The 22,564-nt window shown below is 43.9% G+C and carries 24 protein-coding genes; 19 read left to right on the forward strand and 5 right to left on the reverse strand.

Going from position 1 to position 22,564, the window contains the following annotated elements; translation table 11 throughout:
• Positions 1-118: 118 nt before the first annotated feature.
• The gene (locus OCT63_RS03830; protein WP_161685404.1) at positions 119-2,005 is read right to left on the reverse strand and encodes a PTS mannitol transporter subunit IICBA; all 1,887 of its coding nucleotides are present in this window, start codon (positions 2,003-2,005) and stop codon (positions 119-121) included.
• A 617-nt stretch (positions 2,006-2,622) separates the two neighbouring features.
• Between OCT63_RS03830 and OCT63_RS03835 the strand changes: the two genes are divergently transcribed.
• From OCT63_RS03835 to norW, 4 genes are all read left to right on the forward strand, one after another.
• Entirely contained in the window at positions 2,623-3,489 is an 867-nt protein-coding gene (locus OCT63_RS03835) for a glycerol kinase (protein WP_161685406.1), read from the forward strand.
• A 291-nt stretch (positions 3,490-3,780) separates the two neighbouring features.
• Complete coding sequence (locus OCT63_RS03840) at positions 3,781-4,437, forward strand: NAD(P)H-dependent oxidoreductase (RefSeq protein WP_161685409.1); 657 nt, start codon at positions 3,781-3,783, stop codon at positions 4,435-4,437.
• A 356-nt stretch (positions 4,438-4,793) separates the two neighbouring features.
• Positions 4,794-6,302 (forward strand): anaerobic nitric oxide reductase flavorubredoxin, encoded by a 1,509-nt coding sequence (gene norV, locus OCT63_RS03845; RefSeq protein ID WP_269983233.1) that lies wholly within the window; start codon positions 4,794-4,796, stop codon positions 6,300-6,302.
• Complete coding sequence (norW, locus tag OCT63_RS03850) at positions 6,295-7,449, forward strand: NADH:flavorubredoxin reductase NorW (protein WP_269983234.1); 1,155 nt, start codon at positions 6,295-6,297, stop codon at positions 7,447-7,449. Before norV ends, norW begins: the two co-directional genes overlap by 8 nt.
• Before the next feature lie 85 nt (positions 7,450-7,534).
• On the opposite strand, the gene gltS is transcribed toward norW, so the two are convergent.
• From gltS to OCT63_RS03865, 3 genes are all read right to left on the reverse strand, one after another.
• The gene (gltS, locus tag OCT63_RS03855; RefSeq protein WP_060469077.1) at positions 7,535-8,761 is read right to left on the reverse strand and encodes a sodium/glutamate symporter; all 1,227 of its coding nucleotides are present in this window, start codon (positions 8,759-8,761) and stop codon (positions 7,535-7,537) included.
• Positions 8,762-9,065: 304 nt separating this feature from the next.
• Complete coding sequence (locus OCT63_RS03860; RefSeq protein WP_017057627.1) at positions 9,066-9,422, reverse strand: YibL family ribosome-associated protein; 357 nt, start codon at positions 9,420-9,422, stop codon at positions 9,066-9,068.
• Between the two features lie 112 nt (positions 9,423-9,534).
• The gene (locus OCT63_RS03865) at positions 9,535-9,921 is read right to left on the reverse strand and encodes a tautomerase family protein (protein WP_161671934.1); all 387 of its coding nucleotides are present in this window, start codon (positions 9,919-9,921) and stop codon (positions 9,535-9,537) included.
• Between the two features lie 275 nt (positions 9,922-10,196).
• Here OCT63_RS03865 and OCT63_RS03870 point away from each other — a divergent pair, with 275 nt between their 5' ends.
• The 15 genes from OCT63_RS03870 (at position 10,197) to OCT63_RS03940 (ending at position 21,915) form a co-directional block, all read left to right on the forward strand.
• Complete coding sequence (locus OCT63_RS03870; protein ID WP_333482689.1) at positions 10,197-10,808, forward strand: LON peptidase substrate-binding domain-containing protein; 612 nt, start codon at positions 10,197-10,199, stop codon at positions 10,806-10,808.
• Between the two features lie 110 nt (positions 10,809-10,918).
• A complete protein-coding gene (locus tag OCT63_RS03875) occupies positions 10,919-11,566 on the forward strand; it encodes a sigma-70 family RNA polymerase sigma factor (protein WP_161671932.1) in 648 nt (215 codons plus the stop codon).
• Positions 11,559-12,248 (forward strand): ChrR family anti-sigma-E factor, encoded by a 690-nt coding sequence (locus OCT63_RS03880; protein WP_269983235.1) that lies wholly within the window; start codon positions 11,559-11,561, stop codon positions 12,246-12,248. The genes OCT63_RS03875 and OCT63_RS03880 overlap by 8 nt, the downstream gene beginning before the upstream one ends.
• Positions 12,249-12,425: 177 nt before the next feature.
• A complete protein-coding gene (locus tag OCT63_RS03885; protein ID WP_161671931.1) occupies positions 12,426-13,373 on the forward strand; it encodes a YbgA family protein in 948 nt (315 codons plus the stop codon).
• Complete coding sequence (phrB, locus tag OCT63_RS03890; RefSeq protein ID WP_269983236.1) at positions 13,370-14,785, forward strand: deoxyribodipyrimidine photo-lyase; 1,416 nt, start codon at positions 13,370-13,372, stop codon at positions 14,783-14,785. The genes OCT63_RS03885 and phrB overlap by 4 nt, the downstream gene beginning before the upstream one ends.
• A gap of 14 nt (positions 14,786-14,799) precedes the next feature.
• Complete coding sequence (locus tag OCT63_RS03895) at positions 14,800-15,231, forward strand: nuclear transport factor 2 family protein (protein ID WP_161752618.1); 432 nt, start codon at positions 14,800-14,802, stop codon at positions 15,229-15,231.
• Positions 15,231-15,962: an SDR family NAD(P)-dependent oxidoreductase gene (locus tag OCT63_RS03900; RefSeq protein WP_161748862.1), complete on the forward strand. Its 732-nt coding sequence runs from the start codon at positions 15,231-15,233 to the stop codon at positions 15,960-15,962. Before OCT63_RS03895 ends, OCT63_RS03900 begins: the two co-directional genes overlap by 1 nt.
• 2 nt (positions 15,963-15,964) lie before the next feature.
• Positions 15,965-17,236 (forward strand): NAD(P)/FAD-dependent oxidoreductase, encoded by a 1,272-nt coding sequence (locus tag OCT63_RS03905; RefSeq protein ID WP_269983237.1) that lies wholly within the window; start codon positions 15,965-15,967, stop codon positions 17,234-17,236.
• Entirely contained in the window at positions 17,233-18,039 is an 807-nt protein-coding gene (locus OCT63_RS03910) for a DUF1365 domain-containing protein (protein WP_269983238.1), read from the forward strand. The genes OCT63_RS03905 and OCT63_RS03910 overlap by 4 nt, the downstream gene beginning before the upstream one ends.
• Positions 18,040-18,158: 119 nt before the next feature.
• Positions 18,159-19,439, forward strand: coding sequence for an SAM-dependent methyltransferase (locus OCT63_RS03915; protein ID WP_060469086.1), 1,281 nt, complete (start codon positions 18,159-18,161; stop codon positions 19,437-19,439).
• Positions 19,417-19,941: a DUF2878 domain-containing protein gene (locus tag OCT63_RS03920; protein WP_269983239.1), complete on the forward strand. Its 525-nt coding sequence runs from the start codon at positions 19,417-19,419 to the stop codon at positions 19,939-19,941. The genes OCT63_RS03915 and OCT63_RS03920 overlap by 23 nt, the downstream gene beginning before the upstream one ends.
• A 3-nt stretch (positions 19,942-19,944) precedes the next feature.
• Positions 19,945-20,520, forward strand: a complete 576-nt coding sequence (locus OCT63_RS03925) for a chalcone isomerase family protein (RefSeq protein WP_269983240.1) — start codon at positions 19,945-19,947, stop codon at positions 20,518-20,520.
• On the forward strand, positions 20,517-21,059 hold the full coding sequence (locus OCT63_RS03930) for a DUF3833 domain-containing protein (RefSeq protein WP_269983241.1): 543 nt from the start codon (positions 20,517-20,519) through the stop codon (positions 21,057-21,059). The genes OCT63_RS03925 and OCT63_RS03930 overlap by 4 nt, the downstream gene beginning before the upstream one ends.
• A gap of 228 nt (positions 21,060-21,287) precedes the next feature.
• Complete coding sequence (locus tag OCT63_RS03935) at positions 21,288-21,551, forward strand: hypothetical protein (RefSeq protein WP_017057643.1); 264 nt, start codon at positions 21,288-21,290, stop codon at positions 21,549-21,551.
• 124 nt (positions 21,552-21,675) lie between these two features.
• Positions 21,676-21,915: an RNA recognition motif domain-containing protein gene (locus OCT63_RS03940; protein ID WP_017057644.1), complete on the forward strand. Its 240-nt coding sequence runs from the start codon at positions 21,676-21,678 to the stop codon at positions 21,913-21,915.
• Positions 21,916-22,073: 158 nt separating this feature from the next.
• Here the strand turns inward: OCT63_RS03940 and OCT63_RS03945 are convergent, their stop codons facing one another.
• Positions 22,074-22,418, reverse strand: a complete 345-nt coding sequence (locus tag OCT63_RS03945) for a ribosome recycling factor family protein (protein ID WP_269983242.1) — start codon at positions 22,416-22,418, stop codon at positions 22,074-22,076.
• Between the last annotated feature and the right edge of the window lie 146 nt (positions 22,419-22,564).

The following is a 22,564-nucleotide window of genomic DNA, read 5'->3' on the forward strand; positions in this document are numbered from 1 at the left end:
GCCCTAGGCATTAAGCAGTAAGCTATTCAGACTGAATCTTCTTAGAGAGATTAAGACCGAAAATGAGGCCAGTAGGGGGATACCGGCCTCCTTCACTCAGGAGCTTGACTAGAGCTTTTTAGTTTCCGTTGAGAATACGTAGAACATCAGCAGGGTTTGTTGTGTTCTGTAGACATTCCACAGCTTCTTCATCATCGAGTGAATTGGTAATAGCCATCAGCACCATGTTGTGCTCATCGCCTTGTGCAGCAATGCCGATAACCATCTTAGCGATATCATCTTCATCTTCGCCCCACTGAATACCTTCAGGGTACTGACAGAAAACGATACCGGTTTTTTGTACGTATTGTTTCGCTTCGATTGTGCCGTGTGGTACTGCGATAGACTCACCTAGGTAGGTAGACACAAGCTCTTCACGAGCAAACATGCCAGCTACATATTCAGGCGATACGTTGCCAAGTTTTACCAGCTGCTCACCAGCGAACTTGATTGCGTCTTCTTTTTGAGTCGCTTTTAGACCAAGGAAGATGCTGTCGTCAGTCAGTGCTAACTTGTTACCTTCTTGTGTTGGAGCCGCTGCAGGAGCTGGAGCTTTTACGTCCCCACTTTGTGCTTCTACAAGTTCAGCGACTAGTTGGTCGTATACTGCTGCATCTAAGAAGTTGTTCAGAGACATGTGCATTGCACCAGGAACGGTGTTACGAGCACGGTCTGTTAAGTCTTTATGTGTAATAACGATTTTCGAATCAGCCGGTAGATTGTTGATTGCGTAGTTGGTTACCACAATGTCTAGGCCAGCTGTTTCTATTTTCTTGCGTAGAAGGCCTGCACCCATCGCACTTGAACCCATACCCGCATCACAGGCTACGTAGACTGCTTTTACATCCGCTAGGTTGACGTTTGCTTCTGCTGCTGCACCTTTAGAGGAGGCTTTCATGTCTTTCATTTGAGCAGAGGCTTTTTCTAGTGAATCTTCGTCGTCACCTTGAGCTGAAGTCTTAAGTAGGATTGAAGCTACGATGAAAGACACAGCCGTTGCAGCGATAACAGAAAGAACCACACCGATGTAAGAGCCTTTAGGTGTCATCAACAATACTGCGAAGATAGAGCCTGGAGATGCTGGAGAGATAAGGCCAGAATCGAACACTACGTTAGTGAATACACCCGTCATACCACCTGCGATTACAGCAAGTATTAGACGCGGGTTCATTAGAACGTAAGGGAAGTAAATTTCGTGGATACCACCTAAGAAGTGGATGATAGAAGCACCAGCAGCAGATTGCTTCGCGCTACCTTTACCAAACACCATGTAAGCAAGTAGAAGACCAAAACCAGGACCTGGGTTCGCTTCGATTAGGAAGAAGATTGAACGACCAATCTCTTCAGATTGCTGGATACCTAGTGGAGAGAAGATACCGTGGTTGATTGCGTTGTTTAGGAATAGGATTTTCGCAGGTTCAACAAAGATAGATGCAAGAGGTAGTGCACCTGCTTCAACCATCACGTTAACGCCAGCCGCTAAACCAGAAGACAGAACTTTAACTGCAGGACCAATCACGATGAACGCGATGATTGCGCAGATCATACCGATGATACCAGCAGAGAAGTTATTCACTAGCATTTCGAAGCCACTCTTCACTTTACCGTGAACAGCTTCATCGAATTTCTTAATTGCGATACCACCTAGTGGACCTACAATCATTGCACCCATGAACATTGGGATATCAGTACCAACGATAACACCCATTGTTGTGATAGCGCCGACTACCGCACCGCGGTCACCACCAACCATTTTACCACCGGTGTAACCGATCAATAGTGGTAGAAGGTATGTAATCATAGGGCCAACCATTGATGCTAACGTTTCGTTAGGCCACCAACCTGTTGGGATGAATAGTGCAGTAATGAAACCCCACGCAATGAATGCGCCGATGTTTGGCATTACCATATTAGATAAGAAACGACCAAAGTTTTGAACCTTGATCTTTGCTTCTGGTGATAACATAGGTAGAACCCCGTAGTGTATTGGTTGGTCAAATGACCGAAAGTGTGTGCTCAAAAGTTGATTAAAATGTATCACAACATTTCCAAAATGCACCTCAGCCCAACTTTCGTGATAAACATCACACACAAAAAACACCTTAGGGTTAACAGCAGCGCTTTAGATCACAAAAATGTCATGAATTTAAATTACAAAGCAAAATTATTGAGAATAACTCTCATCAACGCACGATCAATATCACACTTTAACTCGTGACTATAAAAAATAAATAGTGATCTATATCACACTTAATAAAAACTCACTCCATAAGACTATAAACCACGTATAAAAGAACGCCATACAAAGCGTGAAATATACACACACTCTTGAGTATGAATTTGCATTGTGTAATTTAATTACAAAATCAATGAGATGTAGATCACACTCAAAATTACCCTATCGCATCTTCTCGATTACACCATCGGCTTGTGCATCATGCGCACCTTCACCACACTCTTTCAGCAAAAGCTGAGCACAACACACTGCTGTCAGCGGCAAGAGATGTGTTATTGTATTTACCTATTCATATTCACCACCGCCTCAACCTGAATCCGCAGATCGTTCTGCTTTGAGAAAAGACTATGTCAGACAAAATTTCCACATCAGCACTCGCGAAACAGAAAGGCGTAGAAGCCAAAGCGCTATTTAGTGATCTAAAAGCCGCTGGCTATATTGTGCGTTCACAAGAGCGTTGGGTACTGACAGAGCGAGGGGAAAGTTTTGGTGGGGAGTATGTGGAGCACAAAAAGTTTGGTGTCTTTATCGTATGGCCAGAAAAACTGCTTATCGACTTAGAGTCATTCTCTGGCAAAACATTAACCGCGACGCAACTTGGTCACGCCTTTGAGCTCAGCGCCAAGAAGATCAACTTATTACTCAATGAACTTGGGTGGATAAAGAAAGAAGAAGATGGCTGGCACGTCACCTCCACAGGCTTAAAAGCCGGAGGTGAACAAAGAGAAGACAAAGCGACTGAGAATTTATTTGTGGTGTGGCACGACTCGTTGGTCCGCAATAAACGATTAAAGCAATCTGTTGTCGAGTTCTTAGGCCACGATGCAGAAAGCCACTCGACCGATGTATCGTTTTCTAGCTTCCGTCAGAAGTTTGAGGCCAAACACCGAACCTTAGATGGGCACTATGTTCGTTCAAAGGGAGAGCTGATCATCGATAATTGGCTTTATATGGCAGGAGTGGTGCATGCGTATGAGCGTCCGCTGCCAATATCAAAAGAAGTGATCAGCGACTTTTACCTGCCAAACGGCAAGGTGTACATCCAGTTTTGGGGAACCGATTCTGCCCCTGTCGCTGAAGACAAACGCATTGCAACGAGAGAAACATACGCAGAACACGGCTTCAGCTTAATTGAACTCACCCCAGAAGATATCCCAAACCTAGACAGCGTACTTCCACCATTATTGCGTCAATATGGCATAAAGGCGTACTAAGCGACTGATCTTAGCGCGCCACAACACATCAAGATCACACTTAATTACTTATTATGGACATTATTCTCCATAGTGATTTGATATGTTCGCTATTTTTCCCCAACCCATCTTCTATTATCTTACACCCATCGACTTGAGCTACCGCAGATACTCGATTTATTGGGGCATGTTCGATAACTATTTAGACGTTCAATCTATTGAGATTCGTTTAAATGCGTTATCTGCTTATTGTTGACGTTACCGAACATAACACCCTACAACATTTATTATTGATAGATATTAGGATTCAACATGACTCATCCAATCATTACTGATCTAAACACTCGTTACACAGCTAAAAAATACGATGCAGAAAAACGCATCTCTGCGGAAGACATGGAAGTAATCAAAGAAGCACTTCGTTTGTCTGCTTCTTCAATTAACTCTCAGCCTTGGAAATTCATCATCATTGAGAGCGACGCAGCTAAACAGCGCTTCCACAACACTTTCGAGAACATGTTCCAGTTTAACCAGCCACATGCGAAAGAAGCGTCACACACGATCCTGTTTGCTCACGATCCTAAGTACACTAAAGAGAAATTCGCTAAGCGTGCTGATACAGAAGTAAGCTCTGGTCACCTACCCGCTGAAATGTACGAGCAATTCTTAGGTGCTTACGCATTCGCAGAAATGAACACAGACGAAACAGGTTTCAACGGTAACTGGACTAAGTCTCAAGTTTACATCGCACTAGGTAACACACTGCACACACTAGCTCGTCTAGGCATCGCTTCAACTCCGATGGAAGGCGTAGACGCTGCTATGATCGGCGAAGAATTTGCTGAAGAACTAGAAGGTCACGTTGTTGATGTCGCACTCGCTATCGGCTACCACAAAGACGGCGAAGACTACAACCACGGTAAACCAAAAGCACGTCTAGCTCTTGATGAAGTGGTTACTACGCTGTAATAGCTCCCATGCGCTATGCATCATGTACCAATAGCTACAGCGCTTTACTCTTTAAAACGCTTTTTCGTTTTACAAAATATATTTTAACAGAACCGTAGACTGTTAAATAACACTGCCTTGTTTTGGCCAGACACTCGTCTGGCCTTTTTTATTCCTGCTATTTAACGACCTAACGTTGCCCGAATAAAATTAGTCATAAAGACACTTAAGAATCATTTTGATTACACAAATTATACAGTCATAAAGACACATTTAAATAGGTAAATCCAAAAAAAATCAATGAAAAACAATATATTAAAAACATGGCACAACTAGTGCAGTGATGACCTTAGATATTTAAATAAGGTATTACCATTATGACTATTCACGTTAAATCAAATGTTCACTGGGTTGGCGTCCACGACTGGGAAACCGAGCACTTTCATGGCAAGGAATACCACATGAACAAAGGTACCAGCTATAACTCATACCTGATCCGTGAAGAGAAAACGGTGCTGGTCGATACCGTTGATCATCGCTTTACTGAGCAATTCCTTGCAAACCTTGAGATGAAAATCGATATCAACGACATCGACTACATCATTTGTCAGCACGCCGAAGAAGACCATTCAGGTGCACTTTCAGCATTATTAGCCAAAATCCCAAATACACCTGTTTACTGTACGGAAGCAGGAGTGAACTCGATTGTTGGCCATCACCATCAACCTAACTGGAACTTCAGAACCGTTAAAACTGGCGACACACTCGATGTCGGTAATGGAAAACAACTGATCTTCGTAGAGATGAAGATGCTGCACTGGCCAGACTCAATGGCGACTTACTTAACCGGTGATGAAATCCTGTTTAGTAATGATGCATTCGGCCAACACTACTGCGATGAGAACCTATTCAACGACCAGCTAGACCAAGTAGAACTTCATGACCAATGTCTGCGCTACTTTTCGAACATCCTGACGCCTTTCGCGCCTTTGGTGAAAGCGAAGATAGAAGAAGTGTTGAGCTTGGGTGTGCCTATCGATGTTATCGCTACTTCTCATGGCTGTATTTGGCGTGATAACGCAACGCAAATCGTTGAGCAGTATTACGAGTGGTCTAAGGCCTACAAAGAAGATCGTATTACGATTGTCTACGATACCATGTCGAATAATACTCGCATGATGGCCGATGCTATCGCTAAGGGAATACGTAAAGGCAGCCCAGAGACGGCAATCAAGGTGTTCAACATCTCCAAGCACGACAAGAATGACATCCTTGCCAACATCTTTCGCTCAAAGGGCGTACTCGTTGGTTCATCGACCATGAACAATGTGATGATGCCGCAGATCGCAGCGCTGCTCGAAGAGATACACGGCTTACGCTTTGCAGAAAAAAGAGCCGCAGCCTTCGGGTCTTCAGGTTGGACAGGTGGCGCAGTTAAACGCATCGATGCTCGCCTACGTGAAGCCAATTTCGAAGTCAGTGCACCACAACACATCTATTGGAAACCAGACACAGACGCCCTTAGTCAATGCATCGATTACGGCATGACACTGGCTGAGGTGTGGCGCACCGATACGAACGAGGTTAGTGAGCCTAAACAAGTTGAGCGCAACATTCAACGTATTGAATCAGCACCGACAAGCACCCCAACCGAGCTCAAAGACACGACAGAGCAGAAGCCAGAAGAATCGCAAGACAAGTCAGCACGCAGCGCAGACTGCACTTGCTGGCGCTGTACTGTGTGTGAATGGATGTACGACCCACAGTTAGGTGAACCGTACCAAGGCGTTGAGCCGGGAACACCATGGGCACAAGTGCCGGATGATTTCCTTTGCCCTGAATGCCATTTAGGTAAAGAAGTGTTTGTGGAGAAGTCATATGGATAACATTGTGATTGTGGGTGGTGGTTTCGCCGCCCTACAAACCATAAAGATGCTTCGTAAAGCTGACCAAAACATTGCTATTACTATGGTCACGGCGGACTCTGGTATTGAATACAGCAAGCCGAACCTTTCGCACGTATTCAGTAATGAGCAAACACCTCAACAGCTCGTGATGAATAATGCTCAGCAATTAGCAAAGCAATATAACGTTGTCATTAAAACCAACGTTTGGGTAAACGAGATTAACACCGAGCAGCAGTTTATTGTCGCTGGCGATGATGTCATCCCCTACTCAAAACTTGTACTAGCGACAGGCGCTACACCCTTTATACCGCCAGCAGAAGGGCTGCTTCCTCAGGCAACGATTACTCTCAATAGCTTGGAAGAGTTCGAAAAACACAAAGCTCAGATCGACGCTGCTCAACAAATCACAGTCATTGGTGGCGGGCTCATTGGCGTTGAGCTCACCTTCGACCTTCAAACCGCAGGCAAAGATGTCACCATCATTGAGCCTGCGAGTTACCTGTTGAGTAACCTAGTGCCGCCTTTTGTTTCTCTAGAATTAGAAAATGAGCTGCGCAAGGCAGGAGTAACCGTTGAGACAGATACAATGGTAAGCCATGCGACTTACCTTACTGATGGCGTCAGGCTGCAAACAGCGTCTTCTCGATTAATCAAGACCGACGTGGTCATCGCTGCTGCTGGGTTAATGCCAAACACCACACTAGCGAAACAAGCGGGCATTGAGGTGAACAGAGGTATCATCGTTGACGAAGCAATGAGAACCAGCATACAAAATGTCTATGCGATTGGTGATTGTACTGAGATTCAAGGCCAAGTAATGGCTTACCTACAACCCGCCGTATTGTCGGCCAGCATATTAGCTAAACAACTCACCACAGGAGAAGGCAAGCTAAGGCTGCCGCATATTATTACTAAGGTAAAAACACCCCGTTATCCTATTCAACTGGCAGGTAGAAATATTCAAACCGTTCAGAGTTGGGAAGCGAAGTTTGACCCGAAAGGGATTATTGCCAAAGGCTTTAATGAGTCTAACCAGCTTGTAGGATTCATTGTCACAGGTGAGCACACCCAATCTGCGTTTTCTCTGCTAAAGGAATTACAAATAAGTTCACCGCCACAAGCATAAACGCAGTTAAGAAAAGGCAAAGTAGAACAATAAAAAAAACCAGTCAATCGACTGGTTTTCTTTGTATCAATTCTCTGTATTACCACTAGCCTATAAACGAGATGTACCCTTGTAGGATGATCAGATTAACAATATCGATAAAGAAAGCACCGACAATTGGCACTACCATGAACGCCTGTGGCGATGGACCGAATCGACTCACCAAAGACCCCATGTTCATTACTGCTGTTGGCGTTGCTCCTAAACCGAAACCACAGTGGCCACCCGACATAACTGCTGCTTCATAGTTCGCCCCCATCACCTTAAAGGTCACAAAGTAAGAGAAAAGTCCCAACACCACCGCTTGAACACTAAGGATAACCAAGAATGGAATCGCAAGATCAAAAATATTCCAAAGCTTCAGGCTCATTAGTGCCATGGCTAAGAACAGCGATAATGACACGGTGCCAAGAATATCGACCGTTTCACTGTCGGTTTTGTGCAGTTTAGTCACTTCAAAAACATTAGTAATGAACACACCAATGAATAGCGCATACACAAAGTCAGGAATCATCAACCACGAAACTTCAAAAGTAGCGACCCATTGTTCTAGGTATCTCGCACCAGTGATACAGATAAGAAGAATGAAAAGAACCTCAATGACCTTCTTCGCCGTTACTTTGTCTTCTTCATATTCGTTGTAAGTCACCAACTCAGGGAAACGTTCGTGAGTTTGTGTGCCAGTACCGTATTCAGACTCTAGGTTGTTTTTATCAATCAGCTTTTGTGCCACCGGGCTACCAATAATACCACCGATGATAAGACCGAAAGTCGCTGACGCCATCGCAATTTCTAAGGTGTTGGCAATGCCATAGGTCTCTGAAAAAGTTTGTGCCCAAGCGGCGCCAGTTCCGTGACCACCAGATAGCGTAATTGACCCGGCAATCAGCCCCATTAAAGGTTCGAGACCAAGTGCCGTGGCGAGAGTTACACCCACACCATTCTGGATGATGATATAAACAGAGGCGACTCCTAGGAACAGAAATACCTTTGCCCCCCCTTTTATCAACTGTGTGTAGTTAGCGGCAAGGCCGACGGTAGCAAAAAACATCAGCATGAATGTATTCTGTAATGGCAAAGAGAACTCTAGATCAACGCCATTAAAGTGTAGGGCTGTAATAGCAAAAGCGACGATCAAGCCGCCCACGATGGGCTCTGGGATATTGTACTTTTTGAGAACCGGTAGCTTTACATTTACAAAATTGCCTAGAAACAAAACACTAATCGCGATTAGGAAAGATTCTAGTGGCCCTATTGAAATTAATTGATTCATATAACCTCTATATTTTTACGTTCTCATATTCCCTAATGAGTCTAGTGACCTGTAATTATGTGTTGCTCCGCTTATATTTATGTAAATAGATGAGAAGTTGTAGATTAGAAAAACGAGCACATTACCGTGTTCGCTCTGTGCTATGTATGTAACGTGTTAACCTTTATCGAAGGTTTTTTAACAACAATCACCTCAAAGAAATACAAGCCGACAGAAATAATATCGCCGCTCAATACCTTTCTAAATGCCTAATAAAGCAAAAAGGAGCTACTGCTAGCTCCTTTTTTATTACCATTACAGGTAATTAGAATTTTTTCGGGGCATAACCTGTCATAACCTCAATACGAAGCTCTTTACCAATCTTCGTCATTGGGTGAACAATCACTAATCCTTTTACAGACTTTTTCAGTTTCCCCATATCCGCTTGCTCAGCTTTGGTAATTTCTCGGCTAAATGGCATATCAATCAGCGATTTACGCTCTTGATTCACATCGAAGCTTTCTTTGTGTTTAAGCTGGGCAATTTTCTTCGTAAGTTTCTTAATCTCGTCTTCAAATTGACGAACAACAGGACGATCATTACGAGTTTTAGCAGCCGCTAACTTGTGGCGACACTTGTCTAGACGGTTGTTAATTTGTTGAAGTTCGTTTTTAGCACTCATAATAATTTCCTAAGATTAAGCAAGCCAACTTGGATTGGGGCGCGGAGTATAGCACAAGGGTTTACGCGAACCGAAATTTATCTGATAAATCGCCAGCAGAACCAAATATAAGCTAAACCTTCACTTTGTACTGGAGGTCTTGAGCTTCATCCCCCGTCATGCCTCTAAAACCCCAACAGTGGGATGGCTGCTCTTTTATCGTAATTTCGATATCTAAAGGGGAGATACCTAACTGTTTTTCTATTTCTGAGAAAATCTTCTTAATCAGCCGTTTTTTAGTGTTAACAGCTCGACCTTCCATCATGTTGATTTCAATAACGGTGTAGGCTTCAGATCGCCCTTCAGGATAAAAAAAGTCATCTCTTTCTAATGGAACAAATCGATGTGCCCGCTTGTCATCAGGTAAACCCATCTCACTGTTCAAACATTGCTGTAAAACATTAGAGAGCGGTAACTTAATAGGATTTAAACGCTCTTTGATACCATAAATAACGATCATGACCATTCCTTTGATGTGATGTCGGATAAAGAAATCTCCGTCAGATAGACGCTCGCTATCTCACCTATCCATTCGCCTACTATTTAATCATATAACCTAATGGCAATCATGAAAGAAGGGATAAACAATGAATTTATGAACAGGTGCAACAAAAAATGCAGACCACCGATTTACACTCGGCCACTCCCCGATAAACCATTGACTCATCAAATTGATCGTACACCAAACTAGGAACGTATATCCCTAAAATGAATTTTATGTTTAAGGAGTACTATGTGCCTAAATCAGCTAAAAAAATACAGCCGTTAGATAACACCGAATCAGAAGTACCTGACAGACTGCCAGTATTCCCGCTTCCTTTGTTTATTTTACCAAACGGTAGACAGAGACTACGCATTTTCGAACAGAAATATTTGAAAATGGTCTCCAGTGCGTCTCAAGGAAGTGGGTTTATCATCGCCCCCCAAGATGCAGCAAAACCCAAGACACTCAGCTCATGGGGAACCAGAGTAACGATCGTGGACTTCAATATTTCTGACGACAATATTCTTGAAATCGACGTTGAAGGCGTTCAATTAGTTAAGCTTAAGGACGCAATGCGTCAACAAGACACTCTGATCACCAGTCGCTTTCAAAACTTGCCTCACTGGCCGGAGTTAAATGCCAAAACCCCAAATATCATGAACTCGTTTCTTGTTCAGCTTTTCAGAGAAAATGAATCGATCAGAACGCTTTATCCAGCACCTGACTTCGAAAATTCTCAATGGACTTGTGCAAGACTCTTGGAAATGTTGCCTATCCCTCTAGAAAAAAAAGCCGAATTTACCAAACCCGCGAGCTTTCCTTCTCTCGTTCCTTTTCTTAATCAAATCATTACGGGGCAATAGACATTTTTATTCACTATAATTTCGTATAATAGAAATTAGTTTAAATAGAAGTGATCCCGAGCTTTACTTTCTGCGTAGTGTTAACCAAATTCGCATGATGGTCAGATACTATGCAAGTGGAAATGAGAAGTTCAGGGAAAGGCAAGGAGCATGTCATTATTCCCGATAACAAATTACCTACCGAAACCAAAGTACCAGCAGAGCTTTCAAGCTGGTTGATTTTGGTTGGTACAGAACGAGACAAGCAGGCTTTTACTAATTTATTTAAGTTTTTTGCTCCCAAGATAAAGCGTTTCGGTATCAGCAAGTTGGGTAGCGAAGCAGCGGCTAATGAACTTGTTCAAGACTCAATGGCTAATGTTTGGAAAAAAGCACACCTCTATAACGAAGAGAAAGGCGCGGCGACGACTTGGGTGTACACCGTGATGCGAAACGCTGCTTTCGATATGTTGAGAAAAGTGAAAGCGAAAGCGGAACAAACCATTGCAGACGATATCTGGCCAATCGATTCAATGATAGCGGAGTCTCAAAACGACGAGCTTCCATTTGGTGACCATCTAATGAGCCGTCATGTAATGACTCAGATAGAGAAACTACCTCTCGCCCAGAAAACGATTGTGAAAGGGGTTTACTTTCAAGAGCTGTCACAAGAACAACTCGCTCAACAACTTGATGTCCCGCTAGGAACCGTCAAATCACGTCTAAGACTCGCTTTAGCCAAACTTAAGGTCCACATGGGAGAACAAAACCATGATTAAACATCACCCAAATTTAAATATGTTGAAAAGCTTTGTTGGGGGTTCTCTCGCTGATTCCGTTTCTTTGATTGTAGCGAGCCATGTTGAGCTCTGTGAACACTGCCAACAACAAGTTAATCAGTTAACAGCCGAAGCTGCCAATAGTGTATTTGACACTGACAATTTAGAATTCCCTCTGGGTCATAGAGAAATCGATACCTTTCTTTCTGATGACGTAGAGTTTGATTTAGATGCAATTGAATCAATCACCGCTGACTTATCTCAATCCGTTGAAATGGAGCCAGAAATACAGAAAGTAACAGTAGCTAAAACCACTTTTACGCTTCCTAGAGCGCTTAACTCAGTCGCACTAAAAGACTGGATAAGTTTAGGGAAAATATCAAGAGCAAGACTCGACTTCGATGATGAGTCGCACCACACCAGTTTATTGCATATAGACAAAAACGGACAAGTACCTTGCCACACACATAAAGGTTTTGAAATAACCCTATTGTTAGAGGGAAGCTTCGAGGACGAAATGGGAGTCTATAACAAAGGCGATTTCATCTGGTTAGACGGTAAACACACTCATCAACCAGAAACGAAAGAAGGCTGTGTGTGTTTAACGGTTTCAAGCGACGCCATGCACTTCACTAAAGGCGTCAGTCAGTTATTCAACCCATTGGGTAAGTACATTTACTAAAAATAAGTGTGATTCAGGTATACAGAACGGTATAGAGACCAATAAATAAATAAATAAATAGTCTAAAATTAATATCGGCTTTTTAAAATCATAAAGTTACAGAGCTGCTATGTACAGCTCTGAACTTGTTAAATAGCCTAGACTAAATTAAACAGCACAGAGCGAAGGAGTTGGCCAATGGACAAAAAAATCAAAATAGGCATCAGTGCATGTGTTGCTGGTCACAAAGTTCGGTTTGATACAGGACACAAACGTTCTCGCTTCTGCACAGACGACCTTGCAGAATATGTTGAATTAGAGCCAGTTTGCCCAGAAATGGCAATTGGTCTACCGACACCAAGACCAACCATTCGTCAAACTCGTCAACTCGATGACATCATCCATGTCTCTCGACCAGATGGTTCCGGTGATGTAACCAATGAGCTTATTGAGTTTGGACAAAACTATTCAAAAAACAATCAGCACATTGCTGGTTTCATTGTTTGCCAAAAAAGCCCGACCTGCGGTATGGAACGAGTAAAAGTTTACCACCATCATGGCCGCGGTTCTGAATCGACAGGCGTGGGCATGTTCACCCAACAAATTATGGATGGGAACCCGTTACTTCCAGTTGAAGAGAACGGCCGCCTTAACGATCCGATTTTGCGTGAAAACTTCATGACACGAGTATTCACCTATCAAAAGTGGTTAGACCTTGTCGATGAGGGAGTGACTAAACACAAGTTAATTCAGTTCCACAGTGCACATAAGTACCTAGTAATGTGTCATCACGTAGAAGGCTATAAGAGCCTAGGCAAGCTACTGGCAAGTAATGATTTAGAGATAGATGAACTAGCAAATCAATACATTGAAGGCTTGATGACGGCATTATCTCACCACGCGAACCGTGGTAGTCATGCTAACACCTTGCAACACCTTCAGGGTTACTTTAAAAAGCAACTGAGCAGCGCGCATAAGCAAGAGCTTGCCAATCAGATAACCTCATTCCGCGAAGGTGTCATTCCTCTGTTAGTACCATTAACACTGATCAACCACTATCTAATGGAATACCCAAATGAATACCTTGAATCACAAGTGTATCTCAACCCTCACCCACAAGAACTTAAACTGAGGTACGGATATTGAGCGATATTTTATGGATACGACGAGACCTAAGGATTCACGATAATCCCGCTCTCGTCGCTGCAATTGAAAGCGGCGTAACTATCGCCGTTTTTATCTCTACCCCGCAGCAATGGCAACGACATCACCTAGCACCAATCAAAGCAGATTTTATCTACCGTCACCTCAAGCAGCTAGAATCACAGCTTTCGGAGTTCGGTATCACTCTGCTGCACCTCAAAGCCACTGATTTTAACGACCAAGCCACAAAACTAGTCGACTTATGTAAACAGCTCGATGCGACATGTGTCTACGCCAACTCAGAACCTGAGGTCGATGAACAAGCTCGCGATCAAAAGCTGATTTCAAACGGCCTAAACCTAAAGATAAGCGACTGCGATGTAATGCTGCCACTAGGTAGCGTTCTCAATAAACAAGGCGAGATGTTCAAAGTCTTTACGCCATTTAAGAACGCTTGGCTAAAAGAAGTTCAGGTAAAAGGCATCATCTGTAACCCTGCTCCTTTCGTGCCTACTGAGCTTTCACAAGAACAACTTCCTGACGACTTAAAAGCCTTAAGAATCTCCGCTGACTATGATTTCGACTTTCCTCGTGTTGATTCAAGTCGCTGGCCATTAAGCCAATATGTATTAAAAAGCGTGATTCCCAACTTCCTAGCAAACAAAGTCAACGACTACGCGGCGTTTAGGGATATTCCTTCGATTAAAGGCACGTCAGGGTTGTCACCCTATTTAGCAATAGGAGCGGTCAGTCCGAGGTGGCTAGCGATTCAATTGATTCAGCAGCAACCTGACCTATTATTTGACACTCAATTACCTGCCTTTTCTTGGCTTAATGAATTGATATGGCGAGATTTCTATAAACATCTGATGTTTCACCACCCTGATTTAGTGAAAGGCTCTAATTTCCAGTCCAAGTACAACGGCTTAGATTGGCATCAAGACCACACAAGCTTCAAAGCATGGTGTGAAGGTAAAACGGGTTATCCATTGGTTGATGCCGCAATGCGTCAATTAGTTGAGACTGGCTGGATGCACAACCGGTTAAGAATGGTGGTGGCGAGTTTCCTGACCAAGCATCTACTCATTGACTGGCGTTGGGGCGAGCGATTCTTTATGTCGCACCTTATCGATGGTGATTTTAGTGCCAACAATGGTGGCTGGCAATGGGCGTCAAGTACGGGCTGTGACGCTCAACCTTACTTTAGAATTTTCAATCCAATCACTCAAAGTGAAAAGTTTGATCCAAAAGGCATTTTTATTCGTAAGTACATACCAGAGCTGCAAAATATCCCTGATAAGCATGTACATTTCCCACATGACTTTATCGCTAAAAACGGAATAGACAGCGAATACTGGCAACCCATCGTCGAACATAAAGAAGCACGATTGAGAGCCTTAGCCTTTTTCAAATAATTAGAGTGAGTATTATGGATAACTCTCTATGGCTTGATAACTTTCTCAACATGTATCGAGAACTTGGTACCGAGAATTTTGATGTGCTGAAAACGGTGTATCATCCAAAAATTGAATTCCAAGACCCACTGCATCAAGTCAGTGGGATCGAAGCACTGACGCACTATTTTGAGAACCTATATTCCCAAGTAACCAGCTGCTACTTTCACATAGAGCACAAGTTTGAGGTGAAAGATGAGGCGTCTATATATTGGACAATGCAGTTTGCTCACAAGCAGTTGAATGGTCAAAAACCGATCGAAGTGCAAGGACACAGCCACCTTAAAATGCTTGATGGTCAAGTGGTCTATCACAGAGACTATCTCGACGTTGGCTCGATGCTGTACGAACACATCCCAGTGTTAGGTTGTGCTATCAAATCCATCAAAAAGAGAGCGAGTCGATAATGCGTATTATGATCACAGGGGCAACCTCAGGTATCGGCCAATCACTCTCACTCGATTATGCTCAACAAGGGCATGAAGTTATTGCTTGCGGCCGCAACCCAGACAAACTGCAGGCTTTAGTCGATTCCCACAAAACAGACCTATCACACTCATCCATTGAGCCACTCTGTTTTGATCTAACCGATTACCACAATTTCCCTGAGCTTGACCACAACAAGCCACTCGACCTGCTAATTTTGAATGCAGGTGATTGTGAGTATATCGACGATCCATTGAATTTTGATGCGGAGCTTTTCGAGCGCGTCATTAATATCAACCTGATCTCTATTGGCTACGCCTTAAAAGCATGGCTCAAAAACATCAAGCCCGGCGGTCGCTTGGTTTTGGTGAGTTCAAGCGCCAGCTTTTTGCCTTTGCCTAGAGCTGAGGCTTATGGCGCTTCTAAGGCGGCACTCACGTATTTAGGCAGAACGCTTTCGGTTGACCTAGCACAGCACGATATTCATGTCTCAATTGTGCACCCTGGCTTCGTAGAAACACCATTAACCGAGCGAAATACGTTCTCTATGCCTATGATTATTAGTAGTGAGGCCGCAACTCAGCGAATCGTAAACGGTATTGCTCAAGGAAAGAGTGAGATCGATTTCCCAAGACGATTCATCATGTTGATGAAGCTATTAAGAATGCTTCCAACTTCAGTTTGGCAAAAACTCGCTTCAAGGATGGTATAACAATGAAGAAAATCGCCATTATTGGTTCAGGCATCTCTGGACTCACTTGCGCGCACATATTAGATAAGCACCACGACGTAACAGTATTCGAAAAAAATGATTACGCTGGGGGGCACACCGCCACCGTTGATATTGAACATCAAGGCTCGGCGTTTTCTATCGACACTGGCTTTATCGTATTCAACGATCGAACCTATCCAAATTTCAATCAACTCCTCGAGCAACTGGACGTCGAAAGACAACCCACAGAGATGAGCTTCAGTGTTCACAACACTACCACCAAGTTTGAATACAACGGCCACAGCATTAATTCTCTGTTTGCTCAACGAAGTAACATCTTCAAACCTCAATTCTGGTCTTTGGTTTCTGACATTCTCAAGTTCAACAAATTGTGTAAGGCTCAGTTTGAAAGCAATGAGTTTACTCCAGACGTTACCCTTGGCAGTTTCTTGCGTGATAACCAGTTTTCTGACTTCTTTAGTCAGCACTACATTCTGCCGATGGGTGCCGCTATTTGGTCGACAAGCTTAGAAGAGATGGAAGAGTTTGAGCTCAAGTTCTTTATCCAGTTCTTCTATAACCATGGCCTGCTCGACATCGCCAACCGACCTCAGTGGTACGTGATTCCTAAAGGGTCTCGCTCTTATGTTGAGATCATCCTTTCGCGTTTGAACAAACCGGTTGCGTTGAATACATCAATCAAACAGGTCACCCGCCAAGAGGTTGGTATTACCATTGAATTTGAAGATGGTGGCACACAAGACTTCGATGAAGTGATATTCGCCTGTCACTCAGACCAAGCCCTGCGCCTACTTGGTGATGCGACCGAACAAGAGCAGCAGGTTCTGGGAGAGATTCCATACAGCCGCAACGAAGTGGTACTCCACACGGATACTCGCTTACTACCAGACAGAAAGCTGGCTTGGGCGAGTTGGAACTACATGCTCGATGGCGACAGCAAACGACCGGCCTGTGTCACTTACAACATGAACATCCTTCAGGGCATTGAAAGCCAAGACACCTTCTGTGTAACCCTAAATCAAAGTGACGCGATAGCACCTGAGAAAATCATTCGCAGCTTTGTTTATCATCACCCGGTTCTTAACTCGAACACAGTTGAAGCTCAGCACAAGCGTGAACAGATTTGTGGCAAAAACCAAACTCACTTCGCAGGCGCTTACTGGTACAACGGGTTCCATGAAGATGGTGTCCACAGCGCACTTGATGTAACCAAACGCTTCGGCTTAGATTTGAATACGAGTTCAGCGCTATGAACACTCACGCCCTGACACCCGACATGGGGAGCGCTCCCGAAAAGAGTGAAGAACTCAGCGGGATCTATTGGGGTAACGTCAGACATCGCCGTTTCGGCGACATCACCCACGAGTTCAGCTATCAACTATATATGATGGGGCTGGATCTTGATGAACTGCCCCAAACCACAGCGCGTAGTGCGCTGTTCGGAACTCAATGGTATAACCCGATTCGCTTTGTCGAATCGGATTATCTCGCTGAAAAAAAAGAAAATAGCATTAACAATGAACCAAAATCACTTAAGCAACGTATAGCTTCCAAAGTGCAACAACTTGGTGGGGTTTGGTCTGAGTCAAATAGAGTGACAATGTTGGCACAGTGCCGTTGTTTAGGTATTTATTTCAGCCCAATCAACTGTTTTTTCTGCTACGACGAAACCGGAGAGTGTCGCTATATGTTGGCTGAAGTGAGTAACACACCTTGGCGACAACGACATTACTACCTGATCGACATGCAACAAGAATTAAAGGTTAAGAAGGAGTTCCACGTATCGCCTTTTATGGACTTAAACATGACCTACTTTTGGAAGATTAAGCCACCAGCGAAACGAACATTAGTCCACATCGAAAGCCGACGAGACGAAAAGCTTTTCGATGCAACGCTGGCACTGACCAAGCAGTCAGTAACCAAGCAAAACATTCGACGAACAGTACTCAAAATTCCGGCGATGACGATAAAAGTCGTGATGGGGATTTATTATCAGGCTCTCAAATTATTCCTGAAAAAAGTACCGTTCGTGGCGCATCCAGACTCAACGTCTTAAGCGCCTTTACAGTAACTAAATAGTACAACTCAATTAACGATTTGGGCGTCTCAAACCAACGAACAACACCCAACCTTAGTTGACCTAAAAAATTAAAATGAGTTCTCAGCGAGGTTTACATGGAACAGCTTGCAAAACAAAACAACAACATTAAACAACAAGCTAAAGCCGTTGCTGTTTCAAGCAACTGTAAATATCGAGCTTTAATATTCAAGGTGTTAGAACGCCTGCAATTTGCGACGCTTGAAATCATCGAGCGAGACCAAAATTCAGTGTTTGGTGATCGAGAAGCAGACTTGAAAGGTCGAATTGTGATTCACGATGCGACCTTTTTTAGAGATGTTGTCATCAACGGCAGTATTGGTGCATCCGAAGCCTACATTGATGGCAAATGGACCAGCCCAGATCTGACTCGCGTTATCCAGATCATGGCGCGCAACCAATCGCAGCTAGACGAATTGGACGATAAAACACAGTGGATTTCTCGCATCAAAAACCTATTGTTGCGTCGAAAGAATGCCAACACCGAGCAGGGCTCTAAGCGAAATATTCTCGCTCACTACGATATTGGCAACGAACTGTATGAGCGCTTCTTAGATAGCTCTATGCAATACTCTTCCGCTATCTACAGCGAAGAAGCAGAAACCCTATCCAAAGCTCAGCAAAACAAAATGAAAACCATCTGTGAGCGCTTAGAGTTGTCAGAAAACGATAACGTGGTCGAGATAGGCACAGGCTGGGGTGGCTTGGCTATATTCATGGCGCAACACTATGGTTGCCATGTCACCACAACCACAATCTCAGATGCCCAACACGCGCTTGCAGAACAAAGAGTAAAAGCACTTGGCTTAACCGACAAAATCACCCTCCTTAAAGAAGATTACCGTAACCTCGATGGCGAGTATGACAAATTGGTCTCTATCGAGATGATAGAAGCAGTCGGCCATGAATATCTACAAACCTTCTTTGAGAAATGTTCTTCGCTACTGAAACCTTCAGGCAAGATGTTGATTCAAGCAATCACCATCGCCGACAGTCGTTACGATAAATACCGCAAAGGCGTCGACTTTATTCAGAAGTACATTTTCCCGGGCGGTTGTCTACCTTCGGTTTCAGTGATGACTCAACACCTTGCGACCAGCACAGACCTTGTCGTCCAAGAAATTAATGACATAGGCCTGCACTACGCTCGCACGCTTAACGACTGGAACATCGCCTTTGAAAACAGCTGGCAAGAGTTAGAGTCTCTCGGTTATTCAGAAGAGTTTAAGCGCTTATGGATTTTCTACTTCTGCTACTGTGAAGGTGCATTCAAAGAGCGCGTGATCAGCACACATCACCTAGTGGCCAGAAAACCTCGTTACTTTGGAGCAAAAGATGAAACAGTTTTGGATTATTAATCTGGTCCTGTTTCAAGCGACCTGGGTTTGCAGCGCCTTCTTTACCGCGCAAGCCCCGTTCATCGCGCCACTGATTGTGGTTGTTCATTTCCTTCTCTCTCCGACTCGCAGTCGTGACCTGAAAATCCTCTGTTTACTTCCATTGGGGCTATTGCTTGATAGCCTTATGCTTTACTTCGGCGTGTTTGCCGTCGATTCTGAAATTGCCAATCAATCATGGTTTCCCGTGTGGCTCATCTGCCTGTGGATCATGTTTTTGATCAGCTTCAACCACAGCCTTAACTGGCTTTTAAAATGCTCGAAAGTGATCTTGTTCGCCATAGGGTTCGTAGCAGGTACTAGTAGTTATTGGGGAGGCATCAAAGCAGGCGCCCTTCTTACTACTTGGCCAGATGCATCGGTAGTTGCTGCCCTTGCAGTGAGTTGGGGGATTTTGTTGCCCTTACTGGTGGCCACCTACTCCAACTTAATACAAACTGAAATGGCAAGGACAACGAGGTGACTTATGGCTTATTCACGCAACCCGACACAAACGTTCAAATCTGAGCGAGGTATTGTTCGCACTCATCAGCAAGCAAAAAACACACTTCTAAGCTTTATTACCCTCTCGCTGATTTTTGCTGCGCTGTTATTTGCCGGAAACGCCAAAGCCTCTGCTGTCGATGATTTAAGCAAACGTGGCCAAGGCGAAATGAGTTATCTGTTCTGGACTCTCTACTCCGCTGAATTCTACGCGACTCCAACCAACTCTGAACGAGCCTTAAAGCTTGAATATTACCGCTCTATCGATAGCAAAGACCTCGTAGACGCTACCGAAGATCAGTGGAACAAGCTTGGCTACTCTAACAGCAACATTCAACGTTGGTTGAAACCCTTGTACGCGATGTGGCCTAACGTTGAAGAAGGAAGCACTCTCACCATTCGCGTCGCGGAGGATAATGTCAGCCGCTTTTACTTCGATGAGCAACCAATCGGGACAATCCAAGACAAACAATTTGGTGAAGCCTTCTTAGCAATCTGGTTATCTGAAAACACATCCGAGCCCGGCCTTCGCAAACAACTATTAGGTTTAAATAAATGAGTCCAAAAATAAAAATAATAAAATTCGCTCTGGCACTGCTTTCTCTTACTTGGCTAGCGGGTTGTGGCTCTGCAAGTTTAGATAACCACGTAGACACCACTCCCGAGCTCAAACTTGAAACCTTCTTCAATGGCGAGTTAATGGCCTACGGCATCGTGCTCGACCGTTCTGGCAATTTACTGCGACGTTTTGACGCCAAGCTAATCGCCACGTGGGACGGTGACAATGGAGAGATCAAAGAGTGGTTCTCTTTCGCCGATGGTGAGCGCTCAACACGAGTTTGGAACCTGATAAAAACTGGCGAAAACACCTATTCTGGGACTGCCAACGATGTCGTTGGAACCGCTTATGGTGAGACTCAAGGCTCCGCCCTGTACTGGAAGTATGACCTCGAAATTGAAGTAGACGGCAGCACCTATGAAGTCGTACTAGATGATTGGATGTTCTTAATGGACGACAAACGACTATTCAACAAAACCGAAATGTCGAAGTTTGGCTTTAAGGTCGGTGAGGTCATCTTATACATCGAGAAAATCTGATTAAGCGAACCTTAGATTTAATATTGTTCGTTTAGCGCGAAATTTCAGCCCACAAAGATATGTTGTGGGCTGTTTTGTTTGATCTCGCGAATTGCATACCTGCAAGCTCAACGCTCTGTGCTAAGATGCGCCACCAGCACACAAATGGGCTAGGCTCACACATAGCAGTTCCTATTTGTTTCGCTAGCGTAGATTTCCTAACATGATTAATTGAAAAGGCTTTAAAGCATGAGCAAGTTGACCTCAGCGGAGCGTAAAGCTCGCGACAATGAACGTTTCTCACAACGCGTAAACGACCGCAGAGAAAAAGGTGAAGACGTCGTTGCTTACGCACTGACCAACAAAAAAGCTGTAAAATTCCTAACTAAGTCCGAGAAAAAACGTTTCAACGAAACGAAAGCGACTCTTCAAGAAGAGAAGCGAGTTAAAGAGCAAGAAGAGCTTAACCGAATCGAAGACGCGTTCACGATCAAACAGTTCGACGAAGAGTAACCTGATTCTAAAAACCGCTGGCATGACTTAACAAACCCAAGCAAGCATGAACTTAAATTATTTGTCAGGGTGAGCATGAAAATGTGCGACAATGCTCGGCGTAAATTCATATTCAAGGTTTATTATGAAACTTCTAGTTCGTAACCTATCGCGCTCTACTTCTGAGCAAGACATCCGTGTGCTATTTTCTGAGTTTGGCTCAGTAAAAGAGTGCAGCCTAGTTTTAGACCAAGAAACTGGCGACTCAAAAGGCTTTGCTTTTGTTGAAATGCCAGAGCACGAAGAAGCTAAAGCAGCACTAAACAAGCTGAACATGACTAAGCTTGGCAAAAACACGATTCGTGTAAAAGTAGCGAACTCTTAATCGAGTCAATGCTTCATAAGCCACATGGCTTAGCTTAACGGTAGCACAGATGATAAAGCCCGTAACGATATTCCGCTGAAAAACGCAATATCGTTACGGGCTTTTTGCTGCTCGCGATTCTCTTTTCACAACACAGCCAGCTTACTTAAAGCTCGCGTTTATAACCCTTCATGTTCATCAATCGCACGCCTTGCTTCTGCCATTGAACATCCAGATTCCATCACCAACTGAACGACCGTCATCGAGGGTGTCGCCGCTAACAGAGAAGCCAAACACACCACAGGTTTAGGCAGTACTTTGTCTATCGCAATGGCAATCCAACCGTCTTTTTCATCGGTGAGCAGGGCTTTAAATTCAATGAGTTGATGTTCTTGAGCGACCAATAACCAATTGCGTGAACGGCGAACTCGTTTCAACTGACATCCACACTCAGCAGCATTCGCCATCACTTGGCTTTTATCACTCACACGATGTACAAAACTATTCAGTGGGACGCTAAACATAACTCTCTGTCAACCAACTTTTGCCGATCACTGAAGTGCTTTCTACCAGCAACTCAGCACTTCAATCACAACTCAATAAAACTATGTGTAGGATTACACAGACACACAAAAACCGCCAGTCATGCGCCAAATAGACTCGCGGTTGT

It is taken from the genome of Vibrio sp. RW (assembly GCF_027587105.1).
Classification (GTDB): domain Bacteria; phylum Pseudomonadota; class Gammaproteobacteria; order Enterobacterales; family Vibrionaceae; genus Vibrio; species Vibrio toranzoniae.

Bases quoted from the DNA above. Each gene is read 5' to 3' on its own strand.
- OCT63_RS03830 (WP_161685404.1), bottom strand. From the start codon at position 2,005: ATGTTATCACCAGAAGCAAAGATCAAGGTTCAAAACTTTGGTCGTTTC.
- OCT63_RS03835 (WP_161685406.1), top strand. From the start codon at position 2,623: ATGTCAGACAAAATTTCCACATCAGCACTCGCGAAACAGAAAGGCGTA.
- OCT63_RS03840 (WP_161685409.1), top strand. From the start codon at position 3,781: ATGACTCATCCAATCATTACTGATCTAAACACTCGTTACACAGCTAAA.
- norV (WP_269983233.1), top strand. From the start codon at position 4,794: ATGACTATTCACGTTAAATCAAATGTTCACTGGGTTGGCGTCCACGAC.
- norW (WP_269983234.1), top strand. From the start codon at position 6,295: ATGGATAACATTGTGATTGTGGGTGGTGGTTTCGCCGCCCTACAAACC.
- gltS (WP_060469077.1), bottom strand. From the start codon at position 8,761: ATGAATCAATTAATTTCAATAGGGCCACTAGAATCTTTCCTAATCGCG.
- OCT63_RS03860 (WP_017057627.1), bottom strand. From the start codon at position 9,422: ATGAGTGCTAAAAACGAACTTCAACAAATTAACAACCGTCTAGACAAG.
- OCT63_RS03865 (WP_161671934.1), bottom strand. From the start codon at position 9,921: ATGATCGTTATTTATGGTATCAAAGAGCGTTTAAATCCTATTAAGTTA.
- OCT63_RS03875 (WP_161671932.1), top strand. From the start codon at position 10,919: ATGCAAGTGGAAATGAGAAGTTCAGGGAAAGGCAAGGAGCATGTCATT.
- OCT63_RS03880 (WP_269983235.1), top strand. From the start codon at position 11,559: ATGATTAAACATCACCCAAATTTAAATATGTTGAAAAGCTTTGTTGGG.
- OCT63_RS03885 (WP_161671931.1), top strand. From the start codon at position 12,426: ATGGACAAAAAAATCAAAATAGGCATCAGTGCATGTGTTGCTGGTCAC.
- OCT63_RS03895 (WP_161752618.1), top strand. From the start codon at position 14,800: ATGGATAACTCTCTATGGCTTGATAACTTTCTCAACATGTATCGAGAA.
- OCT63_RS03900 (WP_161748862.1), top strand. From the start codon at position 15,231: ATGCGTATTATGATCACAGGGGCAACCTCAGGTATCGGCCAATCACTC.
- OCT63_RS03905 (WP_269983237.1), top strand. From the start codon at position 15,965: ATGAAGAAAATCGCCATTATTGGTTCAGGCATCTCTGGACTCACTTGC.
- OCT63_RS03910 (WP_269983238.1), top strand. From the start codon at position 17,233: ATGAACACTCACGCCCTGACACCCGACATGGGGAGCGCTCCCGAAAAG.
- OCT63_RS03915 (WP_060469086.1), top strand. From the start codon at position 18,159: ATGGAACAGCTTGCAAAACAAAACAACAACATTAAACAACAAGCTAAA.
- OCT63_RS03920 (WP_269983239.1), top strand. From the start codon at position 19,417: ATGAAACAGTTTTGGATTATTAATCTGGTCCTGTTTCAAGCGACCTGG.
- OCT63_RS03925 (WP_269983240.1), top strand. From the start codon at position 19,945: ATGGCTTATTCACGCAACCCGACACAAACGTTCAAATCTGAGCGAGGT.
- OCT63_RS03930 (WP_269983241.1), top strand. From the start codon at position 20,517: ATGAGTCCAAAAATAAAAATAATAAAATTCGCTCTGGCACTGCTTTCT.
- OCT63_RS03935 (WP_017057643.1), top strand. From the start codon at position 21,288: ATGAGCAAGTTGACCTCAGCGGAGCGTAAAGCTCGCGACAATGAACGT.
- OCT63_RS03940 (WP_017057644.1), top strand. From the start codon at position 21,676: ATGAAACTTCTAGTTCGTAACCTATCGCGCTCTACTTCTGAGCAAGAC.
- OCT63_RS03945 (WP_269983242.1), bottom strand. From the start codon at position 22,418: ATGTTTAGCGTCCCACTGAATAGTTTTGTACATCGTGTGAGTGATAAA.